Origin of the sequence: Myroides sp. DW712 (assembly GCF_046557355.1) — a bacterium.
Classification (GTDB): domain Bacteria; phylum Bacteroidota; class Bacteroidia; order Flavobacteriales; family Flavobacteriaceae; genus Flavobacterium.
Genome location: NZ_JBKFDO010000009.1, coordinates 12,905 through 36,005, shown reverse-complemented (window position 1 = coordinate 36,005; position 23,101 = coordinate 12,905). Strand labels below are relative to the sequence as shown.

Here is a 23,101-nt window from a genome sequence, read left to right as displayed (position 1 = left end):
TCAATCTTGTTTTTTCAGTTTTACTTGATGTAGGAGGCCCGTATAATCACAGCCAATCCACATCACTTTATTTTTTCGATCTACTACTAATGCTTCTGCTTTTTGCACAAAAGGAATAGACTGTTGATAGAGGAGTGTACCATGAAGGTCATATTGGTAAATTACCTTTCCTTTGGAATTGGCAATCCACAACGTTTGATCCGTATCATCATAAAATAAATCCGATAAATATCCTCCGTATTCTAAATCGAAATAAGTAAGCGTTTGCGTTTTTAAGGCATATTTAAAAAGTCGTTTGGGCGTAAATTGATTGCCGATATACAGCGTATCTCGTCCATATGCTATTGCTTCTAACCCTTTATTTCGCTTGAGGTTGGGGATCTTTATTTTTAGTACAGATTCCAACTTTTTTTCCGCTCTATTGAGTCGGAGAACCCTCATTTTTTTTTCGTCTACAACATAGAGTGTCGAAGATTGTGGATCAAGGGTAATACCTTCTAAATCTCCCCCTTTTTTATACAGGTTTTCAATTGTTTTACCTTGAAAATCAATTCGGACTATTCGTCCATAATCACTTACTGCATAAAATCCTTCACCTGTTTCATCGAATATTAATCCACTAAACCCATTAATTTTGGTTTGATAGCGATTAATTTCATCTTGAGTAGAGACAAAAGAATCTTCAAGAGCCACTTGGGCTCTTGAAGATTGAAAGAATAAAAGAAGCAATACAAGATAAAAAGGATTGCTCATTCGTTTTGTTACCAATTTTTAAATGGATTTTTCATTAACATGGAGTTGTAATATTTCGCTTGACCCGTTACCTCTTCTCCTAACCAATCGGGTTTTGAAAAAGTAGTGTTCACTTCTTCTACTTCCAATTCAGCAACCGTTAATCCTTCATTATCCCCGTGAAATTCATCAACCTCATAGATAAAACCATCAATATTTGCCAAGTGACGCACTTTGTCAATCACTCCTGGTTCACAGATTTTCAACAGGGCTTTAGCTTCCTCTAAAGGAATTTCCTTTTCCCATTCATAACGACTCAAACCATTGTCAGTACCTAGTCCCTTAATGGTAATAAACCCTTGGGTATCTTTGATGCGAATGCGTACAGTTCGTTCTGGAACGGAGCTTAAATATCCTTGTATAATGTGTGTACTTTTGAAAATATCTTTTTTAAAATCTCCCTTTACCAGGAATTTGTGTTCAATTTCTTGTGCCATAACTAATTTGCTAAAGGTTTATGTATCATACCGATTACGCGTTTAATCGCTTGAAGGTAGTTGATATTTTCAACTCCCGTTAACCCGGTGTCTTCTAATGTTTTTTTAATATCGTCTATTTCAGTAGATTCGCTGTTGATAGTCACGACTTTAGCCCCGTTAATTAAAACATTGGCTACTTCACATAGGGTGTCATTCACCATATAACCAAAGCGTTGTTTGTGTACGCGTACCGCTGCTAAATCGGGATGTTTTTCAATCAAGCTCATGAATTCTTCATACGTATAAGTGTCTTTCGTCAAAGGAGGGAAATCCACCATAAATGCAGGGATAACCTCTTGTTCTAAAACAGTTTTACTGATGGGAAATTCGCCCTTCATGAGCGGATTCCATTGTTCTAATCCATCTACGGTTTGAACGAACGTTTTGATATCCATTTTACCATCTCTAATTTTGGTATTATTGATGTCGTTTTTACGGGATAAAATGTAGATTTCATCACTGTGACGTTCCCAAACTTTTTCAGGAACTGGTACTGAAAATCGAGCCATTCGAGCATGAGCCTGTTCAAAGTTTTGCCCAAAGGATCTAAATTCAAATCGAGGTTTTGAAATTGCACCAATTTCAATTTGTTCTTTCTTTTCCATCTTATTTATTTGTTTGGTATTTCTTCTCCCGTTGTTGCATTTGCTTGACCAATGGTTGGTGGAGCGAGTTTCCATTTACCTGTGGCATTGGGAATGATTTGGTACGAATTTGGAGCCGTATCACTGATTGATTTCCCTAGTTCGTCTTCAGAACCTCGTAAGAAAAGACCAATAGATTTACCTGAAGGAGCGAATAGCTCAAATTTTAATGCCTGTTTAGCCGAAATACCACTACTTCCTGAAAGTTCTGGATTGTCTGGGTTTTTCTGTATAATCACTACGTATTCTCCAGGAGCAATAGTTCCACTTGCAGCCGAACCTACCCACCAGTCGCCGTCATTATTTTTGACTAGTTTAAAACCTTCTAATGAAAAAGGTTCAGTCCCCGCATTAAACAGCTCGATTGATTTAGAATTGGCATCAATTTCGTTCAGTCTAATGATGCTGTAATCAACGATGACATCACTAACTTTATACGATTGCTTTTTAGCGGTCGTTGTTAGGTTAAATTGATTGATTGCAGTTACGCTCAATTCTACCTTTGTTTTATTTGGCTGAGCGGGAATTATACCTGTAAATGTATTGTTTTCTCCAGCTTTCATGGCAACCTCAACGTTTTTGTTTTCGATGCTATACGTTAATGTTGCTGATTGAATTCCCTTGAGATCTACAATCTTAGCCGTTACAGTTACCTCATCTGTCGAGGTAACTTCTTGTGGGGCGTACGTCACCGATTCAATAACAGCAGGACCTTCAAATACTTCGTCTTTAACACAAGAAGTGATACCTAGAAGAACGAAGAATAAAATATATAATTTTTTCATGTGATTTTTAAATATTAGAATACAATTTCAACTCTAAAGGCTAGCATACTATAGTCAACGCCTCCTTTTCTTTTGGATTCGGTTACTTTTGTTGGATCTTTTGTTGGCTCACCATGAACATCATGTCCAACAAAAAGTTTTCCTTTTCCGTTGGCATAGCGGTCGTTGTTGTTGTATTGGTAGTCCAAAACTAGTTTTACATTGTTGTTCACATAGTAGTTTACTCCCACGGTATAAGCTTCTGAAGCACCCCCATAAATATCTTTACTGTTGAGATTAAGGTGATCATAACGCAAAGCTAGTTCCACATCTCCCCATGCTTTTCCACGTTGCACCTGAGAGAATTTACCTCCCCAATAGTCATAGTGTTGCGTACCACCAAAGAGCAAGTAACTGGCTTGTACATAATGCCCTTTAAAGCTTTTAGTTCTTTTGTCAATGGTTTCTGGAGCAGTAGATTTAATATGGGTGTCATTTTGAATAAAAGCTGTTTCAAAACGCAAACCTTTGTAGGCTCCTGCAAGCTCAAATGTATAGATTAAATCATAATCAACTTCTGGAATCACCCCCGTATCCAAGTATTTTTTTCGGTTGATGGAAGTACTATTACGCGTACTGAATCGAGATCCCCCGAATTTTGCTGGATCCACATCTGTTTTAGGTGTGCGGTATGAAATACCCGTACCAATATGGAGCGCCATATCTTTATAGTTGTACAAGGGTTGAAAGATAAGTTTTCCAGTATAGGACATCCCTTGGTTTCGACCATAGTCTTTGTTGTTGTCATCCACGTAGTCTGCCGTTTCCCCTTCATCTACTTGTTGGAAGAAGATTCCTCCCGAAGCATACAACCAATTTTTTTGATATTTGGCATTAATCCCCAGAGATCTCGAGGGGGCCAAGGCCTGTGCAGCCATGGGTCTTTCCATAAACTGTTGGTAACGCGAAGAAGTATTACGCGCTAAAGAGAAGTTCTCTTTGAAGTTACCCACCTGAAGTTCCGTATTGGTAAATCCTTCATAGCGAATGATGGCGTCTTTTAACTCTACCTTCCCATCCGCAAAGTTTAAATCAAGTTCCCCATACCAATCTTTGGTTACATAGGTTTTGATTGCTGCTCGCCCACGTCGAATGCGTGCGCCGTTTCCAATGGGATCATAATCGCGATGTTCACCCCAAAAAGCTGCCCCATCCACATTGACACGGAAATCTAACCATAGTTTGTAATCCTCATTTACCGATTCAAAAACTAAAATTCCGTTTCTTGCTTCGGCTTGTAAAGGAATTCGTTCAACCTCGATACCGTACTGGTTGTAACGGATGGAGTCATTGTCTACTTGTGCATATCCACTCATACTTAAAGATACGAGCGATAGCGAAATTATGAACCTATTCATAGCATAAAAATGTTAATACTTTCTTCAATTGCATTAATCGCACAACGTTTACTAGGTTGGCGTTAATTAACATAAAGTTAGTGCTATATATTGAATAGTTTTTTTTAGTTTTAATAGATAGTAAGTATTTTATTTTTGTGTATAATTTACTTAATTAACTATAATTGGTGTTAGAATGTTTTTAATATATAAAGTTAATTAATTTTTATTATTTAATTTATGTAAATTGTGATTTGGATATTTTTTGCGTATTTCTCATTTTTAGAAGTTTTTTTTTCTGCCTGATTGATAGGGAGTTAAGCCCCTTTTTTTTCGTTAGAATTAAAGTTTTGTCTCTTTTTGATTTGTTTTTTGCGCTATAGCAGGAAAAAAATCGCGAGGTGAGGGTGATTTAAGGTGGTTCGTTTATTGTATTTGAAAATAATAATATAAAATATAGAAGAAGGGAAATTTTGTCATTTTGTATAAAAGAGAAAACAATACAAAGGAGAAAACTAAACAAGAAGGAGGAGGTACTTATCCCTCTCGTTTAGCGTATGGTTAAACTAGACCGTAATCAGCCCAGGTATCTGTTAATAATTAATAGCATAATAACCCATAAAATCGGGAATAACCCCTCGTTCTAAGGCTTGATTATAAACCGCTGGCTTGGCAAAAACAAGAGATGAACATTGATCAGCAGGAGGCAGTTCATAAAAGAAATAGGCTGATTTTTCTTGTTCTAATAGTGGATTGATTGCTAGTTCAAAAAAGTTAGTAGGACTTTCGCCAAGTTCAAATGACGCGATATCCAGAGGAATAGAATAGGTGGTGTCACTGAATGAAACTAAAATTTTATCCGTTTGTATTTCAAATTGAAAGGTTGGAATCACCTGTTGAATATAGTTCAAGACATCTTCTAAGAGATCTAATCCATCGTATTCTGAATCAAAGGCATATTGCGCTAAATAAGTACCGTAATAAGGAGGAAATGTACAATTTTCAATTGTTGTTAGGAGTTCTTCTTTATTTACATACGGGCTAGAAAACCAATTAATTTCTTCTAACAATTGAATGTAGTGCTGGGGACCTTTTTCAAAATTTTCTTTGTATTTGTCCATGATAGGTTTGTATAGGTTAATAAGTTTAGTTTGACATCCTGTAGGGAAGGAGGTTTTCGTCCTTCTTTCATGGGATTTGTGCTTCATCTGCAATAAAATAAAGATATAAAAAATTGAACAGTAAATTGGTTATTTTAGTAATTTAGACTCCATTATTAGAGCCAAAGTAGAGATGAAAAAGTACATTATAGGGTTGATTGTAGTGCTGAGCAACGCAGGCTATGCACAAAAGGGCTATACGCAGTTGTACTACAATAAAAAAGTAGGATATGATACTGCCTTTATGTTGCGCAATTTTGAACAAAGTCACGATCGAAACGGAGTGTGGATCAATACTATTGAACTAGAAGTGACACAATAAGAGTTATAGTGAATCAACGAAAAGAAAGGGAAAGGCTTGGTGTTTATTAGCTAAACACCAAGCCTTTTTTGTTTTATTCTATCGCGATGGGCTATAAGGGAACATTGTTTACCCAAACACTCCATTGATGTAGTTCTTTGTCATTTCATGTTTTGGATTTTCGAAAATATCCTGTGTTAATCCACTTTCTTTCACCTCGCCCAAATACATAAAGTAAGTATGGTCCGCTATACGTTGCGCTTGTTGCATGTTGTGGGTCACAATGGCTATGGTGTATTTTTCTTTTAAGTGAAGAATGAGCTCTTCAATTTTGATGGTACTCACAGGGTCTAAGGCTGAACAAGGTTCATCCATTAAGATTACTTCTGGACGTAAAGCTACTGCTCTGGCAATACAAAGGCGTTGTTGTTGTCCTCCCGACAAGCGATGTGCAGGCATTTTTAAATCATCTTTGACTTCATCCCACAAAAAAGCTTCGGTGAGTGCTTTTTCAATGACACTTTTGTCGTGTGGTAAGTTGTTTATTTTTAAACCATAAGCGATGTTGTCATAAATGCTTTTTGGAAAAGGGTTTGCTTTTTGAAACACCATGCCAATGCGTTTACGAATTTCGGTTACCGGTATATTTTTAGCATAGATGTCTTGCTCTTCAAGGGTAATAGAACCTTGAATCTTAGCATAAGGTACTAAGTCGTGCATGCGGTTAAAGCTTCTTAATAGGGTACTTTTTCCACAACCTGACGGTCCAATTAAAGCCGTAATCTTATTTTCTTCAAATTCGACACTTACATTTTTTAACACGTGTTTGCTTCCAAAACTTATGTTTAAGTGATTCGCTGCTAATTTAGTTTTCATTTTTTCTGAATTTATAACGGATATAAAAGGCGCTTAAGTTTAATAAAAACACCACGATAATCAAGACTAAGGCAGTCCCATAAGCAATAGGTCGTACTTCGTCTATGGATTGGTGTTGGGTAGATAACATATAGAGGTGATAGGGCAAGGCCATAAACTCTTGGTTGAGGTATCCATTGGTGTCACTGATGTAAAAGGCTGCTCCAGTAAATAAGATGGGAGCCGTTTCTCCAGCCGCTCTGGACAAGGTTAAGACAACCCCTGTTAAAATTCCAGGTACCGCTGAAGGAATAACCACATCTTTGATGGTTTCAAATTTAGTTGCTCCAACGGCTAAAGCGGCCTCTCGTGTGCTATTGGGAATTTGCATCAAGGCTTCTTCCGTTGTTGTAATGATATAAGGCAAAGAAAGTAAGCCTAAGGTTAACCCTGCTGCTAATAAAGAAGTTCCCAATTGTAAGGTTTGAACAAATAAAGCCAAGCCAAATAGTCCATAGATAATAGAGGGAACCCCTGATAAATTTCGTATGGCTGCACGAATAATACGAGTCAACCCATTGTTTTCTGCGTATTCGTTTAAATAGATAGCACAACATACACCAAAAGGAATACTAAAAAGAGCGGTAATCAACGTAATCAGGACGGTTCCAATAATAGGAGTAAGAATTCCCCCTTTGGTCATACCTTCTTTAGGAACGCTTGAAATGAACTCCCAAGAGAGACTTCCCACGCCTTTGGTAACAATTTCTAAAATGATGACAACCAAAAAGAAGCAAACAATAAGCGTTGTTCCTACTAAAGTTCCCCATTCTAGGATAGAAGATAGTTTAAATTTATTAAGCTGCATGGTATTTTCTTAAACGGTTGATAAAATATTCACCTACGAGATTGGCAATTAAAGTCATAAAGAATAAGACAGTGGCTAGTGCATATAATCCGTAGTAATGCGTAGTCTGGTAGGGAACTTCTCCCATTTCAATGGCAATGGTAGCCGTCATGGTTTTGACGGAATCGAAGAATCCTTTGGGAATCAAGGCTGCATTACCTGTAGCCATGAGTACCGTCATGGTTTCTCCAATGGCACGTCCAACGCCCAACATAATGGCAGAGATAATTCCAGGAGCTGCAGCGGGGATAATTACTTTGCGCAAGGTTTGCCATTTGGTTGCACCAACTCCATAACTAGCTTCTTTATAGGTCTTTGGTACTGCATGAATGGCGTCTTCTGCAATGGTTATAATCGTGGGTAAGGCCATTACGGCTAATAGAATAGCCCCATTTAAGGCATTCAATCCATTAGGTAGCCCTGCCATATCTGCTAAACCAGGACTCACCACAACAATACCTAAAAATCCAATGACAACTGAAGGAACAGCGGCAAGCATTTCAATAGCAGGCTTGAGTATGTTCTTTAGTCGGGATCCCGCATATTCCGAAATGAAGGCAGCTGTGCCTATCCCTAAAGGAATGGCAATTATCATAGCTCCAAATGTAACTAAGGTTGTACTCAAAATTAGAGGCAGCATCCCATATACGGGGTTCTTAGCTGTTGGATTCCATTCCATACCCGTGATGAAATCAAGGGGTTTGACATCCATAAAAAAGGAAATCGAATTGTAAATCAAGAGAGCCAAAATTCCACCTAGTAAACATAGGACTAATAGGCCAGTTGCTTTGAAGATATACTTAAAAGCAATATCTAAACTTATTCTAACTTTATATTTCATTTTCTGATCGTTCTATGATGTAGTACCCGTGTTCTTTAATCAGTTGTTTTCCTTTCTCGCTGCGTTCAAAATCGATAAAGGGTTGTACCTTTTCCCAAGAATCTTCTAAGATGAACTGATAGAGTGGCCGCTGGAAAAAGTATAAGCTGTTGTTGATGGCATGGGCATCAACGGGCGAATAAGCAGGTGAAGTAGCGTTTTCCTGAATGTTGAGAACTTTAACTGTTGGACTGGTTGCGGATTCATGAGAAATATACCCTGCACCAACGTAGCCAATGCCCGATTTGTCCGTTTTTATCCCCTCCAAGATCTGAGCATTACCCGTCATCTCTTTCGCTGTATTAGAAAACTCTATTTTGAGCTTCTTTTTAATGAAGGAATGCGTTCCTGAGCTACTCTGACGTCCGTAAATATTGATTGGTAAATCGACTGTAGTAATTTGCTTCCAATTGGTTATTTCTCCTTTCATGATTTTGGCGAGCGTTTCTAGGTCAATGGATTCAATCGGTAAATCTTTATGAACCACAAAAGCAGTCGCATCTTCTGCAAAAATAACCGTGCGAACTTTGATGTTTTTAGTTTCAAATTGTTCGATTTCTTTGTCCGATAAAGGACGAGAGGAATTGGCAATATCAGCCTGACCATTTAATAAGGAGGTGATGCCTATTCCAGAGCCACCACCCGATATCGCAATGCTGAAGTTCGCATCCGCTGTGGTGTACTGCTCTGCTAAATTTACGGCAAGGTTTACTTCCGTATCCGATCCTTTCATCTTAATGGAATGGTTCTGATCTCCACAAGAAAAAAAGAATACAGTGGAGAGAATCAGCAGGCTTTGTTGAGTAAGAATGTATAGCTTTTTCATTACCACAAATGACATTGTTTCTTTTAATGTAAAGGTTACTTCAATATTATCAATATGTTAAGTATAGAGGAAAAGAGAATGGATTTAATACCGTGGTTGCTTAGTGGTTAAATAGGTAGGTTTTGTGTGATCATAGCAGACCGAAAATGAACATGAACGTGAAGATTGTAGCTCAACTTGGAATGTGAGTCGCTTCCATGAAATGCTAGGTTGTGGAAAAACGAATGGGAATTGCTTTTTTGTTCTACTAAAACCATTTAGCTTTACCAGAAGTAACGTTTTCCTTTTACTTATCCATGTTAACAATGAAAGACCTAACACTTAAAATACGCTTAGTTTTCCTTCCTTTACTGGGAATAACCTTGGGATTTCTGTTTTTGTATTCGCTTGTGCATAGTATGTTTTTCCTTTCGTTAAAGTTTAGAGAAGATGTGCTGGGATGTTATGTTCCTTTCTTACTCGCTATTGTATTGGTTTTTTTCCTACTAAGACCTACTGTAAAACGGTTGTATGGTAAGCAGAAGAAATGGAGAGAAGCTTATTATGTTGTTTTTACCTTGACTATTGCTATTCCTACTATAATTGCACAGAGTTATTTGAGCAAGGCTACAGGGCAATTGACTGCGTTAGAGGATATTAATCAACTTACCCAGCAAAAAGAATCCAAGTACTACACATTAAATCGCTATCATATTGATACTACACAGTTAGCCAGGTATGAAGAGCAACAGGTCTATGGAAAAACGAGTAATGAATTATCTCTGAAAGTATATATTTTGTTTCCCATTACAAAGCGCTATGGCGACGCAGGAACCATAGATCACCTATATTGGATGGGTAGGGTGTATAAAAAAAGCTATAATGGTCCCACAAACGCCAAGGAGCGGCATTTTTTCTTTAATCAAATGCGAAAAGAAATCCAAGCAGAAGTGAATTGGACTGATTTTCGACAATTCACTTTTTTAGAACGCATGGACACCTCAAAAGATAGAGAAGGATTCGCCCAAGCACTACGTAGTATAGGACAAGATGATTCCTTGCAAACAGTAGTTTTTAAGGCGCATACTGAACCATTCAACAGGCGAATGGGAAGTGAGTTTCTTTGGGTTTTCGGCTCTATGGGAATTGGTTTAGCTGTTAGTTTTGTGCTGATGTCGTATCCTAAAATAGAACCTTAGTTTTTTATTCCTACCAAGTTACTGTGCATGAGCAACCAAAATCACAGGTTGATGTAGCACGGGAAAATTGACAGAATTGGCAATGAAACAGTACGCCTGGGCTTTTTGGTGTAAGACTAAGGCTGTAGCAACCATTTCTTGGCATTGAACCGGAACAATAGGGTGGAGGGTAACTTCTGTGAAATAACCTTTGCCGTCCTTTTCTTCCACCATAACTCCCGTTGCAGTATCGACATAGGTTTCTACGATGATGTTATTTACTGCACAAAAATGCAAATACCAAAGCATATGACAAGAAGCAAGCGAAGATACGAATAAATCCTCCGGGTTGTGCTTGGTAGCATCTCCTCGAAATGCAGAATCAGCAGAGCCTTCAATCAATGCCTTAGCCTCAATTTGGATGTGATGACTGCGTTCATATTGGGTGTAGTGATTGGTTCCAGCACCGGTATTTCCTGTCCATTCTACAGTGGCTTGGTAGTGGTGTTCTTTCATGGGATAGTCGAGTTAAGTGAAAAGTAAATTACTAAATCTATTCTTTTTTAGCGTCAACTTGCTGTTTGATTTCTTTTAAAAGGGCCTTGCGTTTGGCTACTGCCGCTTGCTCTTTTTGCTTCTTTTTTGCTAGTTTATCTTTGACGACTTTGCGATTTGCTGGGGTATTTCTACTCATAAATGAATCCTGTATTGAAGGGATAAAAGTAGGAATAAATGGGTATTCCCTCCTAGTCCAGTATGAAAAAATAGAGGGACCATGAAGTACACAATACATGAAAAGTATATCAATATACAACGTTTGATCCACAATGGACTATATATTGAGATAAATGGTTATTCCTCCATGGAAATAGACAAGCTAAGGAGAATTTTAATTTTGAATTAGAAGCTTACCATTCAACGAGGAATAACCAAAAACAATACTTTTATACGCTTTAGGGAGCGATTGTTGATAAAATTAGCGCATCACTTCCACCCATCCACTGTGATGTTCTTTTAGTGGAGTGATAAATTGGTAAAAATAAGTGCCAGAAGGTAAGGGAGTCCCATTGTTCGATTGTCCTTCCCATTGATTCGTATAGTTCGTTTGCTCATATACTTTCATTCCATAACGATTGAAAATTTGTAGGGATACACCCCCAAAAGTGTGTAGATCAAAAAAATCATTTTTGCCATCTCCATTGGGAGAGATTCCCTTAGGAATAAAACAATACTGTCGAATATCATCTAGTGCAAGACTAACTAGGGAAGTACAACCATTTTCATTGACAAGGGTAGCTTTGACAGTTGTTGTTCCTGTAGGTAAAATAGCAGTATAGTCAGCGAGTTTTATTACCGTTGAGGTATCTTCGATAAGATGGTCGTTAATATGCCACGACAGAATCGTGCTTTTGTCTTCGAGAGGGAGTATGGCTTGGATTAGTAACTCTTCGTCTTTACAATAGTATTCCAAGGAGGAATTTGGTAAGGGAAGAATTTTTATTTTTACAGTAAAAGGTCGGTAACAGGGATTTTCTTCTGTAGGATAAAACGTATAAGTTGTTGTCTTTTGTGTAGTAATAGCAGGAGTCCAAGTACCCTTAATTCCTTCTTTAGAAATAAGAGGTAAAGAAAATTCCGTTCCTTTACAAAACGTAGTTTCAAGGTCAAAGTGGAGATCTTCAGTAGGAGGAATAATTTCAACTGTTAGTGTCGTTTGCGTTGACTTTGGGTGATCCGGTATAAAGGTGTATGTGGTCGTTTCTTGATTGTTTATTTGCGGAGTCCAAGTGCCCGTATATCCTTCTTTGGACGTTACGGGTAGTGTAAAAACGGTATTGCTACAATAGGGCCCTATTGGATCAAAAGAGGGAGCGTAACTGATAACAGCAACATCGTCGATGACGTAGTAAGCCGAAGTATCCCGAGAATAAACATCGCGATGTTGAATAGTGTTTTCATGCGCATTAAAAAAGTTACCAATGATAAAATATTGTAGGCCAGACGTCGGAGCTGTATACTCAAATTCAATAAGCGTCCATTTCTCATTGAGATCGATGACAGCTGGATAATTGAAATCTGGAGTTAGTTGGATAGTACTTTGATTATTTTGAAAATAAGGTTCTTCCAAAAACTTAAACCCGATGTTGTTTATTGAATATACACTTCTTTTTCCCATCATAGTATAAAACTGAACCAAGTAAGTTACCCCTTCAATTAAAGGTTCTCTTAGTTGACCTTGTACATATTCTTTATATTCGAGGGGTTCTATCGTATCTGGCAATTCTTCCGTATATAGAACCAGTCCCACCATGGCATCTCCAGTTCTTGGTTGAACAGCGGCTGGATTGAGAACGTCAAAAGGATACATGGTACAGATATCGTCTAAACTCATATGATAAAGGTCTGTGGTTGCTGTTGTTGGATTGGTCCAATGTGCTATAGCTGAATTAAAACGAGTATTTGATTGATAATAAGTGCAGGATAAGCTATCGAGATGTACCCCTTCAAAACTAGGGTTGAGTACTAAGTTTTCTTGGCCATAGCTAAGCGGACTGTAAACGAAAAAAGAAAGAAATCCCCATAAGAGGATGGCGGTTAATTGAATATTGTTTTTCATGTGAATGTATTTTTAAATTTAGATTGGGAGACTAAAAAAAAAGATACAATGCACCAATACTTTATCTTACTAGCCATTACAAAGTCCCACTGGTACCAGTAGGGAATCAGAAATAGAAAGCGATAAAGGTGCAGGGGTATTTCTTACACTAATTCTAGTAGGAGAAGATTCCATTACAACGGCTTCTAAAGCCAATGGAGTTCGTTTCTCTTGAGTAGAAAAGTGCGAAAGGGAGACGGTCATAATCGCGTATTGGGAGTTGTTTTAGCGTCAATAGCGTTGGTTTTGTGTTTTGTATCTAAACAAAAACACAACGTTTGTTGCTGAAATATAGGATTATGTAATGAAAATCGGTAATAAGGTATGATTTCCTTATTACTGATTAGTCAAATATAAATAAAAAGGAATAAAATAGAGTATTTATTCTTGAAATATAAAAAATAATTCTGTTTTTCTGACTGATGTCCACGTTGCTAGTGGATTATTTAGGACTCTAGCTCAAGTAGGATAAAAAACGAATGGGGGTAAAAAACGAACCCCCAATATCGGGCAGTTACGCTCACAAACTGTGACCGAAACTACGCCTGCTTTTGAGGTGAAATCCCCCATTGATTCATATTGGCGTGATTAAAATCTTGTTTGTATCTGTCGGGAATTTTCCCTAAAAGTAAAGCCCCCACTTCTACAGAAGGAAAAATTTCTTCATAGGTCAACATATCGTTTAAGGCAACTCGTCTATAAATATGGCTGCGGGTAATGTTTTTCATATCATCTAGCCCGGAAGCACCTAATAATTCTACAAAACTCTCAATCGTTCCTTTGTGATAGTTAGCCATTCGTACTTTTTTGTCTGCCACATCCAAGCCTATAGTCAGCTTAGGATCTTGCGTAGCAATTCCAGTAGGGCATCGGTTGGTATTACACAAGAGAGCTTGAATACAGCCGACTGCAATCATCATTGCGCGAGCTGCATTACAGGTATCTGCACCTAAAGCCATGGCTCGGGCGATATGAAACGAAGAGGTTACTTTTCCAGAAGCGATGATCTTAATGTGTTGGCGGATTCCCATGCCTGTTAAAATATTGTGTACAAACGCCAATCCGTCTAGCATCGGGGCACCCATATAGTTAGAGAACTCTTGAGGAGCCGCTCCTGTTCCGCCCTCTCCACCATCTACCGTAATAAAATCAGGATACGTATCTAAATGAACCATTGCCTTACAAATCGATATAAACTCTGCCTTATGGCCAATACACAGTTTAAAACCAATAGGCTTACCTTCCGATAAATCCCTTAATTTTTTGATAAATTCAACTAATTCCAAGGGCGAATTAAACGCAGAGTGATAAGGAGGAGAAGCGACAATCGTATGCGGTTTCACGTGTCTAATTTGCGCAATTTCGACCGTGTTTTTTGAGGCAGGAAGTATTCCACCATGCCCTGGTTTAGCCCCTTGCGAAATTTTCAACTCGATCATTTTAATGTTAGGTAATTTCGCTTTTTCAGCAAATAATTGAGCGTCAAAGGCGCCATGTTCGTCTCTACATCCAAAGTATCCCGTACCAATTTGCCAAATTAAGTCGCCTCCGCATTTCAAATGATATGGGCTGATTCCTCCTTCTCCTGTATTATGGGCAAAATTACCTAACTTTGCACCACCATTCATGGCTTCCACAGCCTGAGCACTTAAAGAACCAAAGCTCATGGCTGAAATATTGAGGATACTAGCAGAATACGGTTGCTTACAATCTTTGTTGCCAAACAGTACGCGAGGATTGTGATTTAAGGTATCAAATGCTTTTGGAGCAATAGAATGACACATCCATTCGTACCCTTCCGCATATACGTCTAATTGGGTTCCAAAAGGAATCGTTTCCAATTCTTTTTTAGCTCGTTGATAAATCGTTGCGCGGTCAATACGACTGATTGGCTTACCATCCGTATCCGATTCAATAAAATACTGATACATTTTCGGACGAAGTTCTTCCATCACATAGCGAAGTCGACCAAAAATAGGGTAAATCCGTCTCAGTGTATGCTTCTTCTGATACATGTCTTGATACCCCATAAGGACAAAGAATAATGTAATGGCGAAAAAAATACTCCAGTTTTTATTTAAAAATACAGAGAGTAGAAGCAGTACAATCAAAAGTAAAGTTGAGAAAATAACGAATTGTTTACGCATAGTTTACCTGGTTTTAAGGATCATTTCGACTATAAAAATAGAAGATATGGATTCGTATTGAAACGAATTCAAACTAATATAAGAAGCAATGATTTAACCCTAAATTTACAGATTAAAAATTAATAATAAAATATTATTTATTTTTTGTAGGGGGGGGAGGAAGGGTAATGTAGGGCTTATCTTCGGATCATACCCAGCAGAAAAAGGGATTTTGTATTTTAAATAGGGGAGATAGGGATAAAAAAACCGATAACGAGTGTTATCGGTTTTAAGGGGAAAGATATGTTCTTTTGTGTTTTTCGACTTGTGCGAATTGCAAATATGCAAGATTTTTAGTATTGATTTTCAGTTTGTTTATATTTTTTCTTATAATAACTCAATTCCTTATAAATTCCCTCATCTAAAATTCGCCAATATTTCCATCCATTTATACTGGTTTTCGTTATTGCTCTTCCAGCTCCACTAGGAAAAGCAAAAGTTTTCATTTCGTTATTGAGATTGAGTGTTATCGCTCCTTCTTTATCTATAGTCCCAATTATTTCATTATTCGGCGATGAATACACCTTAGTTCCGATTTTAATAATTCCAGCGTTAATAATCATTTTTAATGTTATGTCTGGTTTTTCGTCGTATGTCATATTCTAATCTTTTACTGCAAAACGAATTCGATACAATTGCTTTAAAGAAGTTTTAATAGGTTCATAATATTCTAAAATACCATATATTTCCATTAAAGCGTGTTCAAAGGTAATTCTGTCTGCTGATTCTAATTCCTGTTCTAGTGGTAATCTATTTCGTCGCATAATTGGACTAAACAATTCGATAATCTGTATTTTTTGGTCATTTGTCAAGATGTTAGGATTCAAAATCTTAAAGTCTTTTTCAAATTTAGTTGCTCTTAAATCTAATGCTCCTAAACCACGACCAAAACCAAAACTCTCAATCAAAAATAGACTTGCAGTACTATTAAGAAGTGCTAAGTATAATGTCTTGTTTTCTTGTTGAAATTTATCTCGTAATGAAAAGCCTATCATTCTTTGGTCTATAAATGAACTATTCTCAAATTTTGCAATAAATAGACTTTTATCATAATTTACATTAGCCACAAAGTCAGCCATATTTTCAGTTGACATTTCATACCAATGCATATTAGGTTTTGCTAAAACTTCAGGTAAAGGTCTATTAGTTCCATTTCTTTGGTTTTCAAATGATCTAATCCACGCCAAAGCCCCATTATGACCTAAATTTTCTAGTTCTTCGATACTTTTAGAACAGCAAAATGCTTCTGCATTAGAAACACATTCTAAATTTGTCGTATTTCTCAAGTGTTTAAGAACAGGTTCGAGATATTCTTGTTCAATATTATGTCCTTGCGCAGGATAAAACATAGGATTCCAACCTCGTCTTTCTCCTCTAGTAAAATGGAAAATATCACTTGTGTTAATAAACTTATCTTTAATATTATTTACCCAATTTAGATTGGAAAAATAACCAGACCAAGGAATCCCAAATTCTTTAAATGTGTTTATTTGTGCTAGAGAATATTTATTTATCATTAAGTCTTCTGATTCCACACCAACAATTATATTATCACTCAAAATTTTTATATTATCAATTAACTCCAATTCTTTTGTTAAGGTGCAAAATGAGATTTGATAATTATTTTGTGAAGGTGTTTTAGGATCTTTTTTAGATGCTACCAACATCGTTGTTACGACTTTGGCATTATCAAACCATTTTCCTTTTCCAGAAATTACTACGAATTCTATTTTGAAAAATTTCAGGAAAAATTTCAGAAATTTTTCACCATAATCAGTACCTAACCAAGCATTTGAAAGTATGAGTCCGATTTTTCCATTCTCGGATAAAAATTGATGAAGATAAAAAGGAATGTATGCAAAAATATCACTTTTGCCACTTAGTGTTTCTGTTGTACCTGTTTTTTCTTGAATCCAATCGTTAATGTCTACTATATGTGAATTCAAAACTTTCATTTCTTTGCTCTCAATGAATGGTAAATTAGAAACAACATAATCGACTGTTGGGAATTCCTTTTCAACTATTTCTCCATTATTTGGATCTTGAAATTTTATTACTTCTCCTATTTTTAATTCGATTACATCAGAACTAAAAACGTTTATTATTTTACCTATATTTGAAGGCTTAGCCAACGACAATGTGGAAAGTTGAATTGGAAACGAATGTTTGTCGGATGCCCATATGCTATTAAGAATGTCTTCTGGTCCTATTTCATATTCTTCTTTTAATTCATAGGCTTGTTTTATAATTGTACCTGTTCCACAACAAGGGTCAATTACTATTTTAGTTTTGTCGTCAATGGTTAAGCGGGTTAACAAATCTGCCAATTTTTTGGGTGTAGAAAATTGACCTGCAACTTTTCGTTTAGCTGTAGTGATTGTGCTTTGAAGTAATTGATGAAGAATTTCAATTTCAACAGCTTCGATATTTATCGTACAAAGAAACTGATTTAATTCCGTTAATTCACTCCAAGCTGTTTCTGAAATAAATGGCTGACCAAGATTGGGACTGAAAATATTCCAGAAATCACATTTTTGAGAAATAGATTTTAGAATTTCTATAGCATCAACTATAGAAGTTGACCTTTCAATATTCTCGATTTCTTTTGCTTCGTTAAAATGCTTTTTTAAGATATGAGCAAAAACTATTTTAAAAATCCAATCCGTTAAAATTACCATTGACAAAGTAGGTAGTTTGTGTTCAATTTTATTTGAAGCAAAACCATATTCATTTGAAGATGAATTCCACCAAAGATTGATTTCAGCATCTAATCGACGATTAGATCTCGCTCTAATTCTTAATGTCTCAGCTGTATTATGAGTGTTTTCTAAAACAACATCAATTACTTCATCAATTGATAAAATTTCTTTTGAAGTTACTTCGTCAATTGCTCCTGATTCAAAAAAATTGTTTAAATCAGTAAGAATTTCAAATAATAATTTTTTCCAAACTTGTTCGTTAGGTTTTACTTCAATGCGTGAATTAATATTGATATCACTCCAACTTTTTAGAATTTTAAATGTATTCCCATTTCTGGTATACAAAACAGCACTTTTAACGTTCCATAACAGGAAGCTATCTCTTTTTAAAATAAGTGCCTTTTTTATTGCATTGCTTATAAATTCCGCATCATTTATTTGTGTGTCAGGCATTTTTAATTCCCAACCTTGTACGATTATATTTTTAGTGAGGTCTTTAAAGAGCAAAACATCAGGAAAAAGACTTTTATTATTAGTGCTTATAGTATTTTCTCCACCAGCTCCCTTAAAATGCCAACTTTTATTTGCTAAAAAAACTTCGATTGCACTAATGACATCAATTGCCCAGCTTCTCTCGTTATACGTAACTTTTGCCATGGAGCACTTAGATTTTATAGTTTAACGTATGGTATTTTGCTATAGGTTCATTAAATAGACGCAAAGTAGATTTCTCTACTTCCTTGCTCTTTAATATTTCTTGTATTCTATCGGTGCAAATTTTAATATAGTCCACCTCTTTAACTTTATGTAAATGTACATCTTCATTTTTTTCAATTCCAATGAAGTTTCTGTTTTCAAGAATTGCTGAAAGTAAGAAACTGCCGCTACCACAAGCATTATCAAGTACTACATCTCCCGGTTTCGTAAAAGTTTTAATTAAGTACCTACCTAGTTCGATTGGCTTTTGTGTTGGATGATATACGGTGCCTTCAGATTCTGCTGTTTTTATATAGACAAAGTCTTCAATAAACTGTTCCTCATAAGCAATAACATCTGTTGGATATCTATTCCCATTACTTTTGACGTGATTTGATTTAAAGTCCCCGTAACTTCCCGTGAGTTGGTCTTTTCTGAATCCCTTGTCATAAGCTTCCCCTTTCGTCATTTGAGGATTATAGACTGGTTGTTTTTTATAAAAAACGCAAATATCCTCGTGCTTTCTCAACGGCTGTTTTTTGGCATTAAGGAAATTTGTTGCTTTTGATTTTATCCAAACGATTTTATACTTAAAATGTTTCTCATTACTCAATATTAGTTTTGCAGTAAAAACTCCCTGAGAGGTAAGTACAATAGCTCCATTATCTTTGATTATCCTGTAATATTCAGTCCAAAGTTTATCTAGGTCGATGACAGAATCCCACTTGTTTTGGGTCGTTCCGTAAGGTAAATCACATAAAATCATATCTATGCTTTTACTAGGAATTCCCTTCATTTCTTCAAGACAATCGCCTTGAATTACTTTATTTAGATATTTATTTAAATTATTTGACATATTTTAGAGCTTGATACTTTCTTGTTTAGCATTAATCTGATGTAAGTATTTAACCTTTTTCCCCGCAATAATAAGTGCGTTTGTTGAGCAACTACTGTTGTAAAGCTTTTGTGCAGATAAACCATTGAAAAACTCTGTTTTTTAGTTCTTCTACATCTATGTCGAACATATCTGCTAGTTTATTTAAACGATTTTCGTCAAAATCCCGTTTTTCATTTTCGATTTTACTCAGATTAACAGAGTCCAAATTTAATTTAGCACCGCGATGAGTTAATAAAGCTATGTTTTGTTCGTAATTGTCTGATATATTCTCCGAAAGATTGTTTCATTTGACTTGTTTTTTAGACTTGTCAATCTACGACAAAAATAGTAAACATTTCGTGATTCCCAATTCTAGCGGTGGAAGAAGTAAAGTCCTTTTTATTTTGTGAGGGATGAGTAAAATGAGTTTGGTTGCCTATTCGCAAGTTTTTTCACGCTAACGTAAAACGCTAGCCTTCTAAATAGTGTCGTTATTTCTTGTATTAATAATCAAGCTAAGTATTTAACTAGAAATTATCGGGATTTAATAACTTCAATACTGTAATGAATACTATAGAAAATATCTGTATACCTCGATGGCGCGGATTTGCAATCCGTGCCTTTATTTATACACACAGGCTACAAGTCCACACAATCAGGTTTAACTTCGTTCAATTTAGCTAAAGCTATGAGTGCAATCCGTATCTATATCTATCCTTTAAATACAGTCTCAAGATTATTATTTAAATCTGAATAATTACATACCAAACTGAAATAGTAATTAGGTATTTACAACAACCTTTTCTTTTACAATTTAGCGCACGGATTACAAATCCGCGCGATGGGGCAAGCCGATGTTAACTGCTGTTGTTATTTTTATCTTCCTATTATATTTAATAAATCGTAAGAAAACTCATTGTCATTTTCTAAGAGTAGTTTTTTAGCATGATCTATTTCGTTATTTGCAATATAAAATAATGCTAACTGATAATTAGCTTGTTCAACTTCGTAATCTGAATAACTTTTCTTGTTATTCGTAACATTTAAAAATAGCTCTTTAGCTTTTGACTTATTGACCAATGTCCCGATACCATACAAATAATGAAAAGCAAGTTCAATAGGATATACGTTATCTATTTCAAAGACTTTGTAAAGTAATTTATAAGTTTCATCGTAATTACCTAAATCACGATAAACTGTTGACAAATTAAAAGCTGCTATACTCATGTTTTTAGAGATTAATTCGGTATAAAGTTCTATTGATTTTTGTATATTTTTTTCACAACCTAATCCTTCTGATAATAAATCTGCAACTCTAATTTTGCAATAATTATTCTCTGAACCTTTTAAATACCATTCAAAAGCTTTTTCTAAGTTTGTTTTAATCTCAAAGTTATTCTTACAAATTATCCCATATTCATATGCTTGACCTATTTGTAAAAAATCATCTTCAGATTTATCAGCTTTATTTAATAAATTATTCCAATCTTCAATGCTTTTAATTTGTTTCATTTATGATGGGTTTGGTTTTACAATTGCAGTTAACATTGTTTTTTTATGAAATACAATAGAGCATAGTTTCGTAAAACCACATCTATATCCGTATTTCGGATAACACGCTGTTAATATATCTAGTTTTGCTGTAAGTTAAATACTTAACAAGCTGAATTATTATGTTTAGCGAAACTATCCAAATAAAAATATCTTTTTAAAATAGGGATAGCGAGAGAGTTAATATCAAGTCAAACATATTAAAACTTTCTCTAATATTATTACGGAAATCCGTAAACCACTCAATATTTTTAGTCTATCTACTATTTCTACAAAAAACTAACGACTTCGGAGTAGTTTTCCAGCCCTCTGCAAGAGCAAGTAGTTTTGATAGTACGAACGTAGTTTCGAGTGCCTCAAAACATAACTTAGGATGCTGTGATCTTTCGATTACTAAATCCTCCAATTTTACAAAGTAAAATCTATAGTGATTTCATAGTAGTAAATTACTCACTATTTGACACTAAAGTGCCAAGTATAGCCTTAAAATTCCATTTAAATTTTTCAAAGCATACATATACTTTCTTTGTTGTAAGATAGTAAAGTAAGTTTTGCAATTGTCTTTGAAACAATACCTTAAATCTGTTTTAAAATGATCTTGGTGTAAAAACGTATAAGTACAAAGTTTTCGACAAGCTAAACCTTAATGTAAAATATAAACCTTTAAAAAAGTACAATATGGAAACAGCAAAACAACCATCAATAATAGACACTCAAAAACAGCGTAGCAAAGGTATGGCGTATCAAATGAAAGGTTAAGCAAGATGTTAGGACATAAGAATATTGCCACTACGCAGATTTGCACCAAGATACGCAACGTGAAAGTAGGTGAGGATAGGCAAAAGGGATCGCATAAATTTAAGGGAATGGAACAGTCATTTGTCTCGCAACTCTGAAACCGATAGCGTGATTAAAGAAAGTCAATGCAGTTTTGGTATTGGCTTTTTTTGTAATTTAGCGGTTGATATAATAACAGGTGGGCATAATGAAAAAAATCTTTGTGATAAATGGAAGTGCAAGTGATAATTCTTCAAATCAAAAACTCATTGACAACTTTGCTTATTTGACAAAAGAATTTTTTAATTTAACTGTTTTTAATGACTTAAAAACACTACCGCATTTTAATCCCGAACTTTCCGTTGCCAATACACCAAAAATAATATCAGATTTTAGGTACAATATTGAAATGGCAGACGGCGTTTTGATTTGTACACCTGAATATATTTTCAGTATTCCAAGCGGACTTAAAAATGCTATTGAATGGTGCGTTTCAACAACTTTATTTGCCGATAAGCCGACAGGAATTATCACAGCTTCTGCAAATGGCGAAAAGGGACATGAAGAACTACAACTCCTAGCAAATACCATTATGGCAAAATTTACACCTGAAACGACTTTATTAATTAAAGGTATCAAAGGAAAAATAAACGAAAGTGGCAATATAATTGATGATAAAACGAAAGACGACTTAAAAAAATTTATTGACGCATTTAAGAAACTTTTATAGAACTCCACCGCCCACCGCTTAAAGCAATGGACCGTTTCCTTGATTGACCGATACGGTTACAGTTTTATACAATCGGCTAACGCTGATAGTTATCTTCCAATACCTTGCGAATATCGCTGTTACAGAAAAGAATTTTCCGTTCGAGTTTGATAAACGGTATCAGTCCGTTATCTCTGTACTGTTGCAATGTCCATTTGCTGATATGCAACATAATTTCTATTCACTAAAAACGTTCTAAAATGACAGTGTAAAATTCTTTGGTTCCTTTTGGCGTCTGGGTTTGCCAAGTTGAAAGGTACACATCGCTTGGATTTTTTTGTGCACCGAATCTATAACCTTTTTAGGTGCACTTTTGAATAAAATGCGATACCCCTAAAAAAGAAAAAATCTATAACTCATTGTGACATAGGTTTTGTGCTTTTTTATTAAGATAATTTTCCCCATTTATCTCACTGATTTTATATTTTGTTTTGGTGTTTGATGAATTTATACTGCGTTCCGATTTCCCTTTTCCCATCTCCCTTTTCCAATAAAGGGATTAGAGATCCCAAACAAGGGTAAATAAACACAAAGAAAAACCAATCCCTCATTGCATTCGGTCTTGTGCTTTTTTTATTTCCAAAAAGTACCCACAAAGCGAGCTTTGGGTACTTTTTGGAAATAAAAAAACCGATAACGAGTGTTATCGGTTTTCTTCGCGGAGAAAGAGGGTTAGCCTCTTTTACTTCGTATGCTTTATAAATAGGGAGGTTCACTTTTTTGAATTG

At 35.7% G+C, this 23,101-nt stretch carries 21 protein-coding genes and 1 pseudogene; 3 read left to right on the top strand and 19 right to left on the bottom strand.

The features are described from left to right. The 6 genes from ACLJX0_RS08890 to ACLJX0_RS08865 form a co-directional block, all read right to left on the bottom strand. Entirely contained in the window at window positions 1–753 is a 753-nt protein-coding gene (locus tag ACLJX0_RS08890) for an esterase-like activity of phytase family protein (protein WP_410879846.1), read from the bottom strand. A gap of 8 nt (window positions 754–761) precedes the next feature. Then, the gene (locus ACLJX0_RS08885) at window positions 762–1,229 is read right to left on the bottom strand and encodes a CYTH domain-containing protein (protein WP_410879845.1); all 468 of its coding nucleotides are present in this window, start codon (window positions 1,227–1,229) and stop codon (window positions 762–764) included. A 2-nt stretch (window positions 1,230–1,231) separates the two neighbouring features. Further along, the gene (locus ACLJX0_RS08880; protein ID WP_410879844.1) at window positions 1,232–1,876 is read right to left on the bottom strand and encodes a hypothetical protein; all 645 of its coding nucleotides are present in this window, start codon (window positions 1,874–1,876) and stop codon (window positions 1,232–1,234) included. 5 nt (window positions 1,877–1,881) lie between these two features. After that, window positions 1,882–2,700 carry a lamin tail domain-containing protein gene (locus ACLJX0_RS08875; protein WP_410879843.1) on the bottom strand — a complete coding sequence of 273 codons (819 nt, stop codon included), beginning with the start codon at window positions 2,698–2,700 and terminating at the stop codon, window positions 1,882–1,884. A gap of 14 nt (window positions 2,701–2,714) precedes the next feature. Beyond that, window positions 2,715–4,097 carry an OprO/OprP family phosphate-selective porin gene (locus tag ACLJX0_RS08870; RefSeq protein ID WP_410879842.1) on the bottom strand — a complete coding sequence of 461 codons (1,383 nt, stop codon included), beginning with the start codon at window positions 4,095–4,097 and terminating at the stop codon, window positions 2,715–2,717. 572 nt (window positions 4,098–4,669) lie between these two features. Further along, the gene (locus tag ACLJX0_RS08865) at window positions 4,670–5,197 is read right to left on the bottom strand and encodes a hypothetical protein (protein WP_410879841.1); all 528 of its coding nucleotides are present in this window, start codon (window positions 5,195–5,197) and stop codon (window positions 4,670–4,672) included. 172 nt (window positions 5,198–5,369) lie between these two features. On the opposite strand from ACLJX0_RS08865, the gene ACLJX0_RS08860 reads away from it, so the two are divergent. Beyond that, complete coding sequence (locus ACLJX0_RS08860) at window positions 5,370–5,558, top strand: hypothetical protein (RefSeq protein WP_410879840.1); 189 nt, start codon at window positions 5,370–5,372, stop codon at window positions 5,556–5,558. 108 nt (window positions 5,559–5,666) lie between these two features. Here ACLJX0_RS08860 and pstB read toward each other — a convergent pair whose 3' ends face one another. Genes pstB through ACLJX0_RS08840 form a run of 4 tightly spaced genes read right to left on the bottom strand, consistent with a single transcriptional unit; the run spans window position 5,667 to window position 9,005 of the window. After that, window positions 5,667–6,413: a phosphate ABC transporter ATP-binding protein PstB gene (gene pstB / locus ACLJX0_RS08855; protein WP_410879839.1), complete on the bottom strand. Its 747-nt coding sequence runs from the start codon at window positions 6,411–6,413 to the stop codon at window positions 5,667–5,669. After that, complete coding sequence (pstA, locus tag ACLJX0_RS08850) at window positions 6,403–7,260, bottom strand: phosphate ABC transporter permease PstA (RefSeq protein ID WP_410879838.1); 858 nt, start codon at window positions 7,258–7,260, stop codon at window positions 6,403–6,405. Before pstA ends, pstB begins: the two co-directional genes overlap by 11 nt. Beyond that, a complete protein-coding gene (pstC, locus tag ACLJX0_RS08845) occupies window positions 7,250–8,140 on the bottom strand; it encodes a phosphate ABC transporter permease subunit PstC (protein ID WP_410879837.1) in 891 nt (296 codons plus the stop codon). Before pstC ends, pstA begins: the two co-directional genes overlap by 11 nt. After that, a complete protein-coding gene (locus tag ACLJX0_RS08840; protein ID WP_410879836.1) occupies window positions 8,130–9,005 on the bottom strand; it encodes a substrate-binding domain-containing protein in 876 nt (291 codons plus the stop codon). Before ACLJX0_RS08840 ends, pstC begins: the two co-directional genes overlap by 11 nt. 305 nt (window positions 9,006–9,310) lie before the next feature. On the opposite strand from ACLJX0_RS08840, the gene ACLJX0_RS08835 reads away from it, so the two are divergent. Beyond that, the gene (locus tag ACLJX0_RS08835) at window positions 9,311–10,183 is read left to right on the top strand and encodes a hypothetical protein (RefSeq protein ID WP_410879835.1); all 873 of its coding nucleotides are present in this window, start codon (window positions 9,311–9,313) and stop codon (window positions 10,181–10,183) included. An 18-nt stretch (window positions 10,184–10,201) separates the two neighbouring features. Here ACLJX0_RS08835 and ACLJX0_RS08830 read toward each other — a convergent pair whose 3' ends face one another. The 8 genes from ACLJX0_RS08830 to ACLJX0_RS08795 form a co-directional block, all read right to left on the bottom strand. After that, window positions 10,202–10,678 (bottom strand): OsmC family protein, encoded by a 477-nt coding sequence (locus ACLJX0_RS08830; protein ID WP_410879834.1) that lies wholly within the window; start codon window positions 10,676–10,678, stop codon window positions 10,202–10,204. Window positions 10,679–10,715: 37 nt separating this feature from the next. Beyond that, window positions 10,716–10,856 carry a hypothetical protein gene (locus ACLJX0_RS08825; protein ID WP_410879833.1) on the bottom strand — a complete coding sequence of 47 codons (141 nt, stop codon included), beginning with the start codon at window positions 10,854–10,856 and terminating at the stop codon, window positions 10,716–10,718. A 282-nt stretch (window positions 10,857–11,138) separates the two neighbouring features. Further along, window positions 11,139–12,779 carry a gliding motility-associated C-terminal domain-containing protein gene (locus ACLJX0_RS08820; protein ID WP_410879832.1) on the bottom strand — a complete coding sequence of 547 codons (1,641 nt, stop codon included), beginning with the start codon at window positions 12,777–12,779 and terminating at the stop codon, window positions 11,139–11,141. Window positions 12,780–13,357: 578 nt separating this feature from the next. Continuing rightward, window positions 13,358–14,965: an FMN-binding glutamate synthase family protein gene (locus ACLJX0_RS08815; RefSeq protein WP_410879831.1), complete on the bottom strand. Its 1,608-nt coding sequence runs from the start codon at window positions 14,963–14,965 to the stop codon at window positions 13,358–13,360. 332 nt (window positions 14,966–15,297) lie between these two features. Next, complete coding sequence (locus tag ACLJX0_RS08810; RefSeq protein WP_410879830.1) at window positions 15,298–15,603, bottom strand: hypothetical protein; 306 nt, start codon at window positions 15,601–15,603, stop codon at window positions 15,298–15,300. 3 nt (window positions 15,604–15,606) lie between these two features. Beyond that, entirely contained in the window at window positions 15,607–18,360 is a 2,754-nt protein-coding gene (locus ACLJX0_RS08805) for an N-6 DNA methylase (RefSeq protein ID WP_410879829.1), read from the bottom strand. Window positions 18,361–18,367: 7 nt separating this feature from the next. Further along, window positions 18,368–19,255 (bottom strand): DNA-methyltransferase, encoded by an 888-nt coding sequence (locus ACLJX0_RS08800; RefSeq protein ID WP_410879828.1) that lies wholly within the window; start codon window positions 19,253–19,255, stop codon window positions 18,368–18,370. A gap of 897 nt (window positions 19,256–20,152) precedes the next feature. Continuing rightward, complete coding sequence (locus ACLJX0_RS08795; RefSeq protein WP_410879827.1) at window positions 20,153–20,788, bottom strand: tetratricopeptide repeat protein; 636 nt, start codon at window positions 20,786–20,788, stop codon at window positions 20,153–20,155. A 1,024-nt stretch (window positions 20,789–21,812) separates the two neighbouring features. Between ACLJX0_RS08795 and ACLJX0_RS08790 the strand changes: the two genes are divergently transcribed. Next, on the top strand, window positions 21,813–22,334 hold the full coding sequence (locus ACLJX0_RS08790) for an NADPH-dependent FMN reductase (protein WP_410879826.1): 522 nt from the start codon (window positions 21,813–21,815) through the stop codon (window positions 22,332–22,334). A gap of 76 nt (window positions 22,335–22,410) precedes the next feature. Here the strand turns inward: ACLJX0_RS08790 and ACLJX0_RS08785 are convergent. Further along, a pseudogene (locus ACLJX0_RS08785) lies at window positions 22,411–22,545 on the bottom strand (helix-turn-helix domain-containing protein); the annotation flags it as partial. Window positions 22,546–23,101: the final 556 nt, after the last annotated feature.

Coding starts and splice junctions, on each gene's coding strand:
- ACLJX0_RS08815 (WP_410879831.1), bottom strand. CDS start 14,965: ATGCGTAAACAATTCGTTATTTTCTCAACTTTACTTTTGATTGTACTG.
- ACLJX0_RS08875 (WP_410879843.1), bottom strand. CDS start 2,700: ATGAAAAAATTATATATTTTATTCTTCGTTCTTCTAGGTATCACTTCT.
- ACLJX0_RS08870 (WP_410879842.1), bottom strand. CDS start 4,097: ATGAATAGGTTCATAATTTCGCTATCGCTCGTATCTTTAAGTATGAGT.
- ACLJX0_RS08865 (WP_410879841.1), bottom strand. CDS start 5,197: ATGGACAAATACAAAGAAAATTTTGAAAAAGGTCCCCAGCACTACATT.
- pstA (WP_410879838.1), bottom strand. CDS start 7,260: ATGCAGCTTAATAAATTTAAACTATCTTCTATCCTAGAATGGGGAACT.
- ACLJX0_RS08885 (WP_410879845.1), bottom strand. CDS start 1,229: ATGGCACAAGAAATTGAACACAAATTCCTGGTAAAGGGAGATTTTAAA.
- ACLJX0_RS08880 (WP_410879844.1), bottom strand. CDS start 1,876: ATGGAAAAGAAAGAACAAATTGAAATTGGTGCAATTTCAAAACCTCGA.
- ACLJX0_RS08805 (WP_410879829.1), bottom strand. CDS start 18,360: ATGGCAAAAGTTACGTATAACGAGAGAAGCTGGGCAATTGATGTCATT.
- ACLJX0_RS08840 (WP_410879836.1), bottom strand. CDS start 9,005: ATGAAAAAGCTATACATTCTTACTCAACAAAGCCTGCTGATTCTCTCC.
- ACLJX0_RS08825 (WP_410879833.1), bottom strand. CDS start 10,856: ATGAGTAGAAATACCCCAGCAAATCGCAAAGTCGTCAAAGATAAACTA.
- ACLJX0_RS08800 (WP_410879828.1), bottom strand. CDS start 19,255: ATGTCAAATAATTTAAATAAATATCTAAATAAAGTAATTCAAGGCGAT.
- ACLJX0_RS08860 (WP_410879840.1), top strand. CDS start 5,370: ATGAAAAAGTACATTATAGGGTTGATTGTAGTGCTGAGCAACGCAGGC.
- ACLJX0_RS08795 (WP_410879827.1), bottom strand. CDS start 20,788: ATGAAACAAATTAAAAGCATTGAAGATTGGAATAATTTATTAAATAAA.
- ACLJX0_RS08820 (WP_410879832.1), bottom strand. CDS start 12,779: ATGAAAAACAATATTCAATTAACCGCCATCCTCTTATGGGGATTTCTT.
- ACLJX0_RS08830 (WP_410879834.1), bottom strand. CDS start 10,678: ATGAAAGAACACCACTACCAAGCCACTGTAGAATGGACAGGAAATACC.
- pstC (WP_410879837.1), bottom strand. CDS start 8,140: ATGAAATATAAAGTTAGAATAAGTTTAGATATTGCTTTTAAGTATATC.
- ACLJX0_RS08835 (WP_410879835.1), top strand. CDS start 9,311: ATGAAAGACCTAACACTTAAAATACGCTTAGTTTTCCTTCCTTTACTG.
- pstB (WP_410879839.1), bottom strand. CDS start 6,413: ATGAAAACTAAATTAGCAGCGAATCACTTAAACATAAGTTTTGGAAGC.
- ACLJX0_RS08790 (WP_410879826.1), top strand. CDS start 21,813: ATGAAAAAAATCTTTGTGATAAATGGAAGTGCAAGTGATAATTCTTCA.
- ACLJX0_RS08810 (WP_410879830.1), bottom strand. CDS start 15,603: ATGACATACGACGAAAAACCAGACATAACATTAAAAATGATTATTAAC.
- ACLJX0_RS08890 (WP_410879846.1), bottom strand. CDS start 753: ATGAGCAATCCTTTTTATCTTGTATTGCTTCTTTTATTCTTTCAATCT.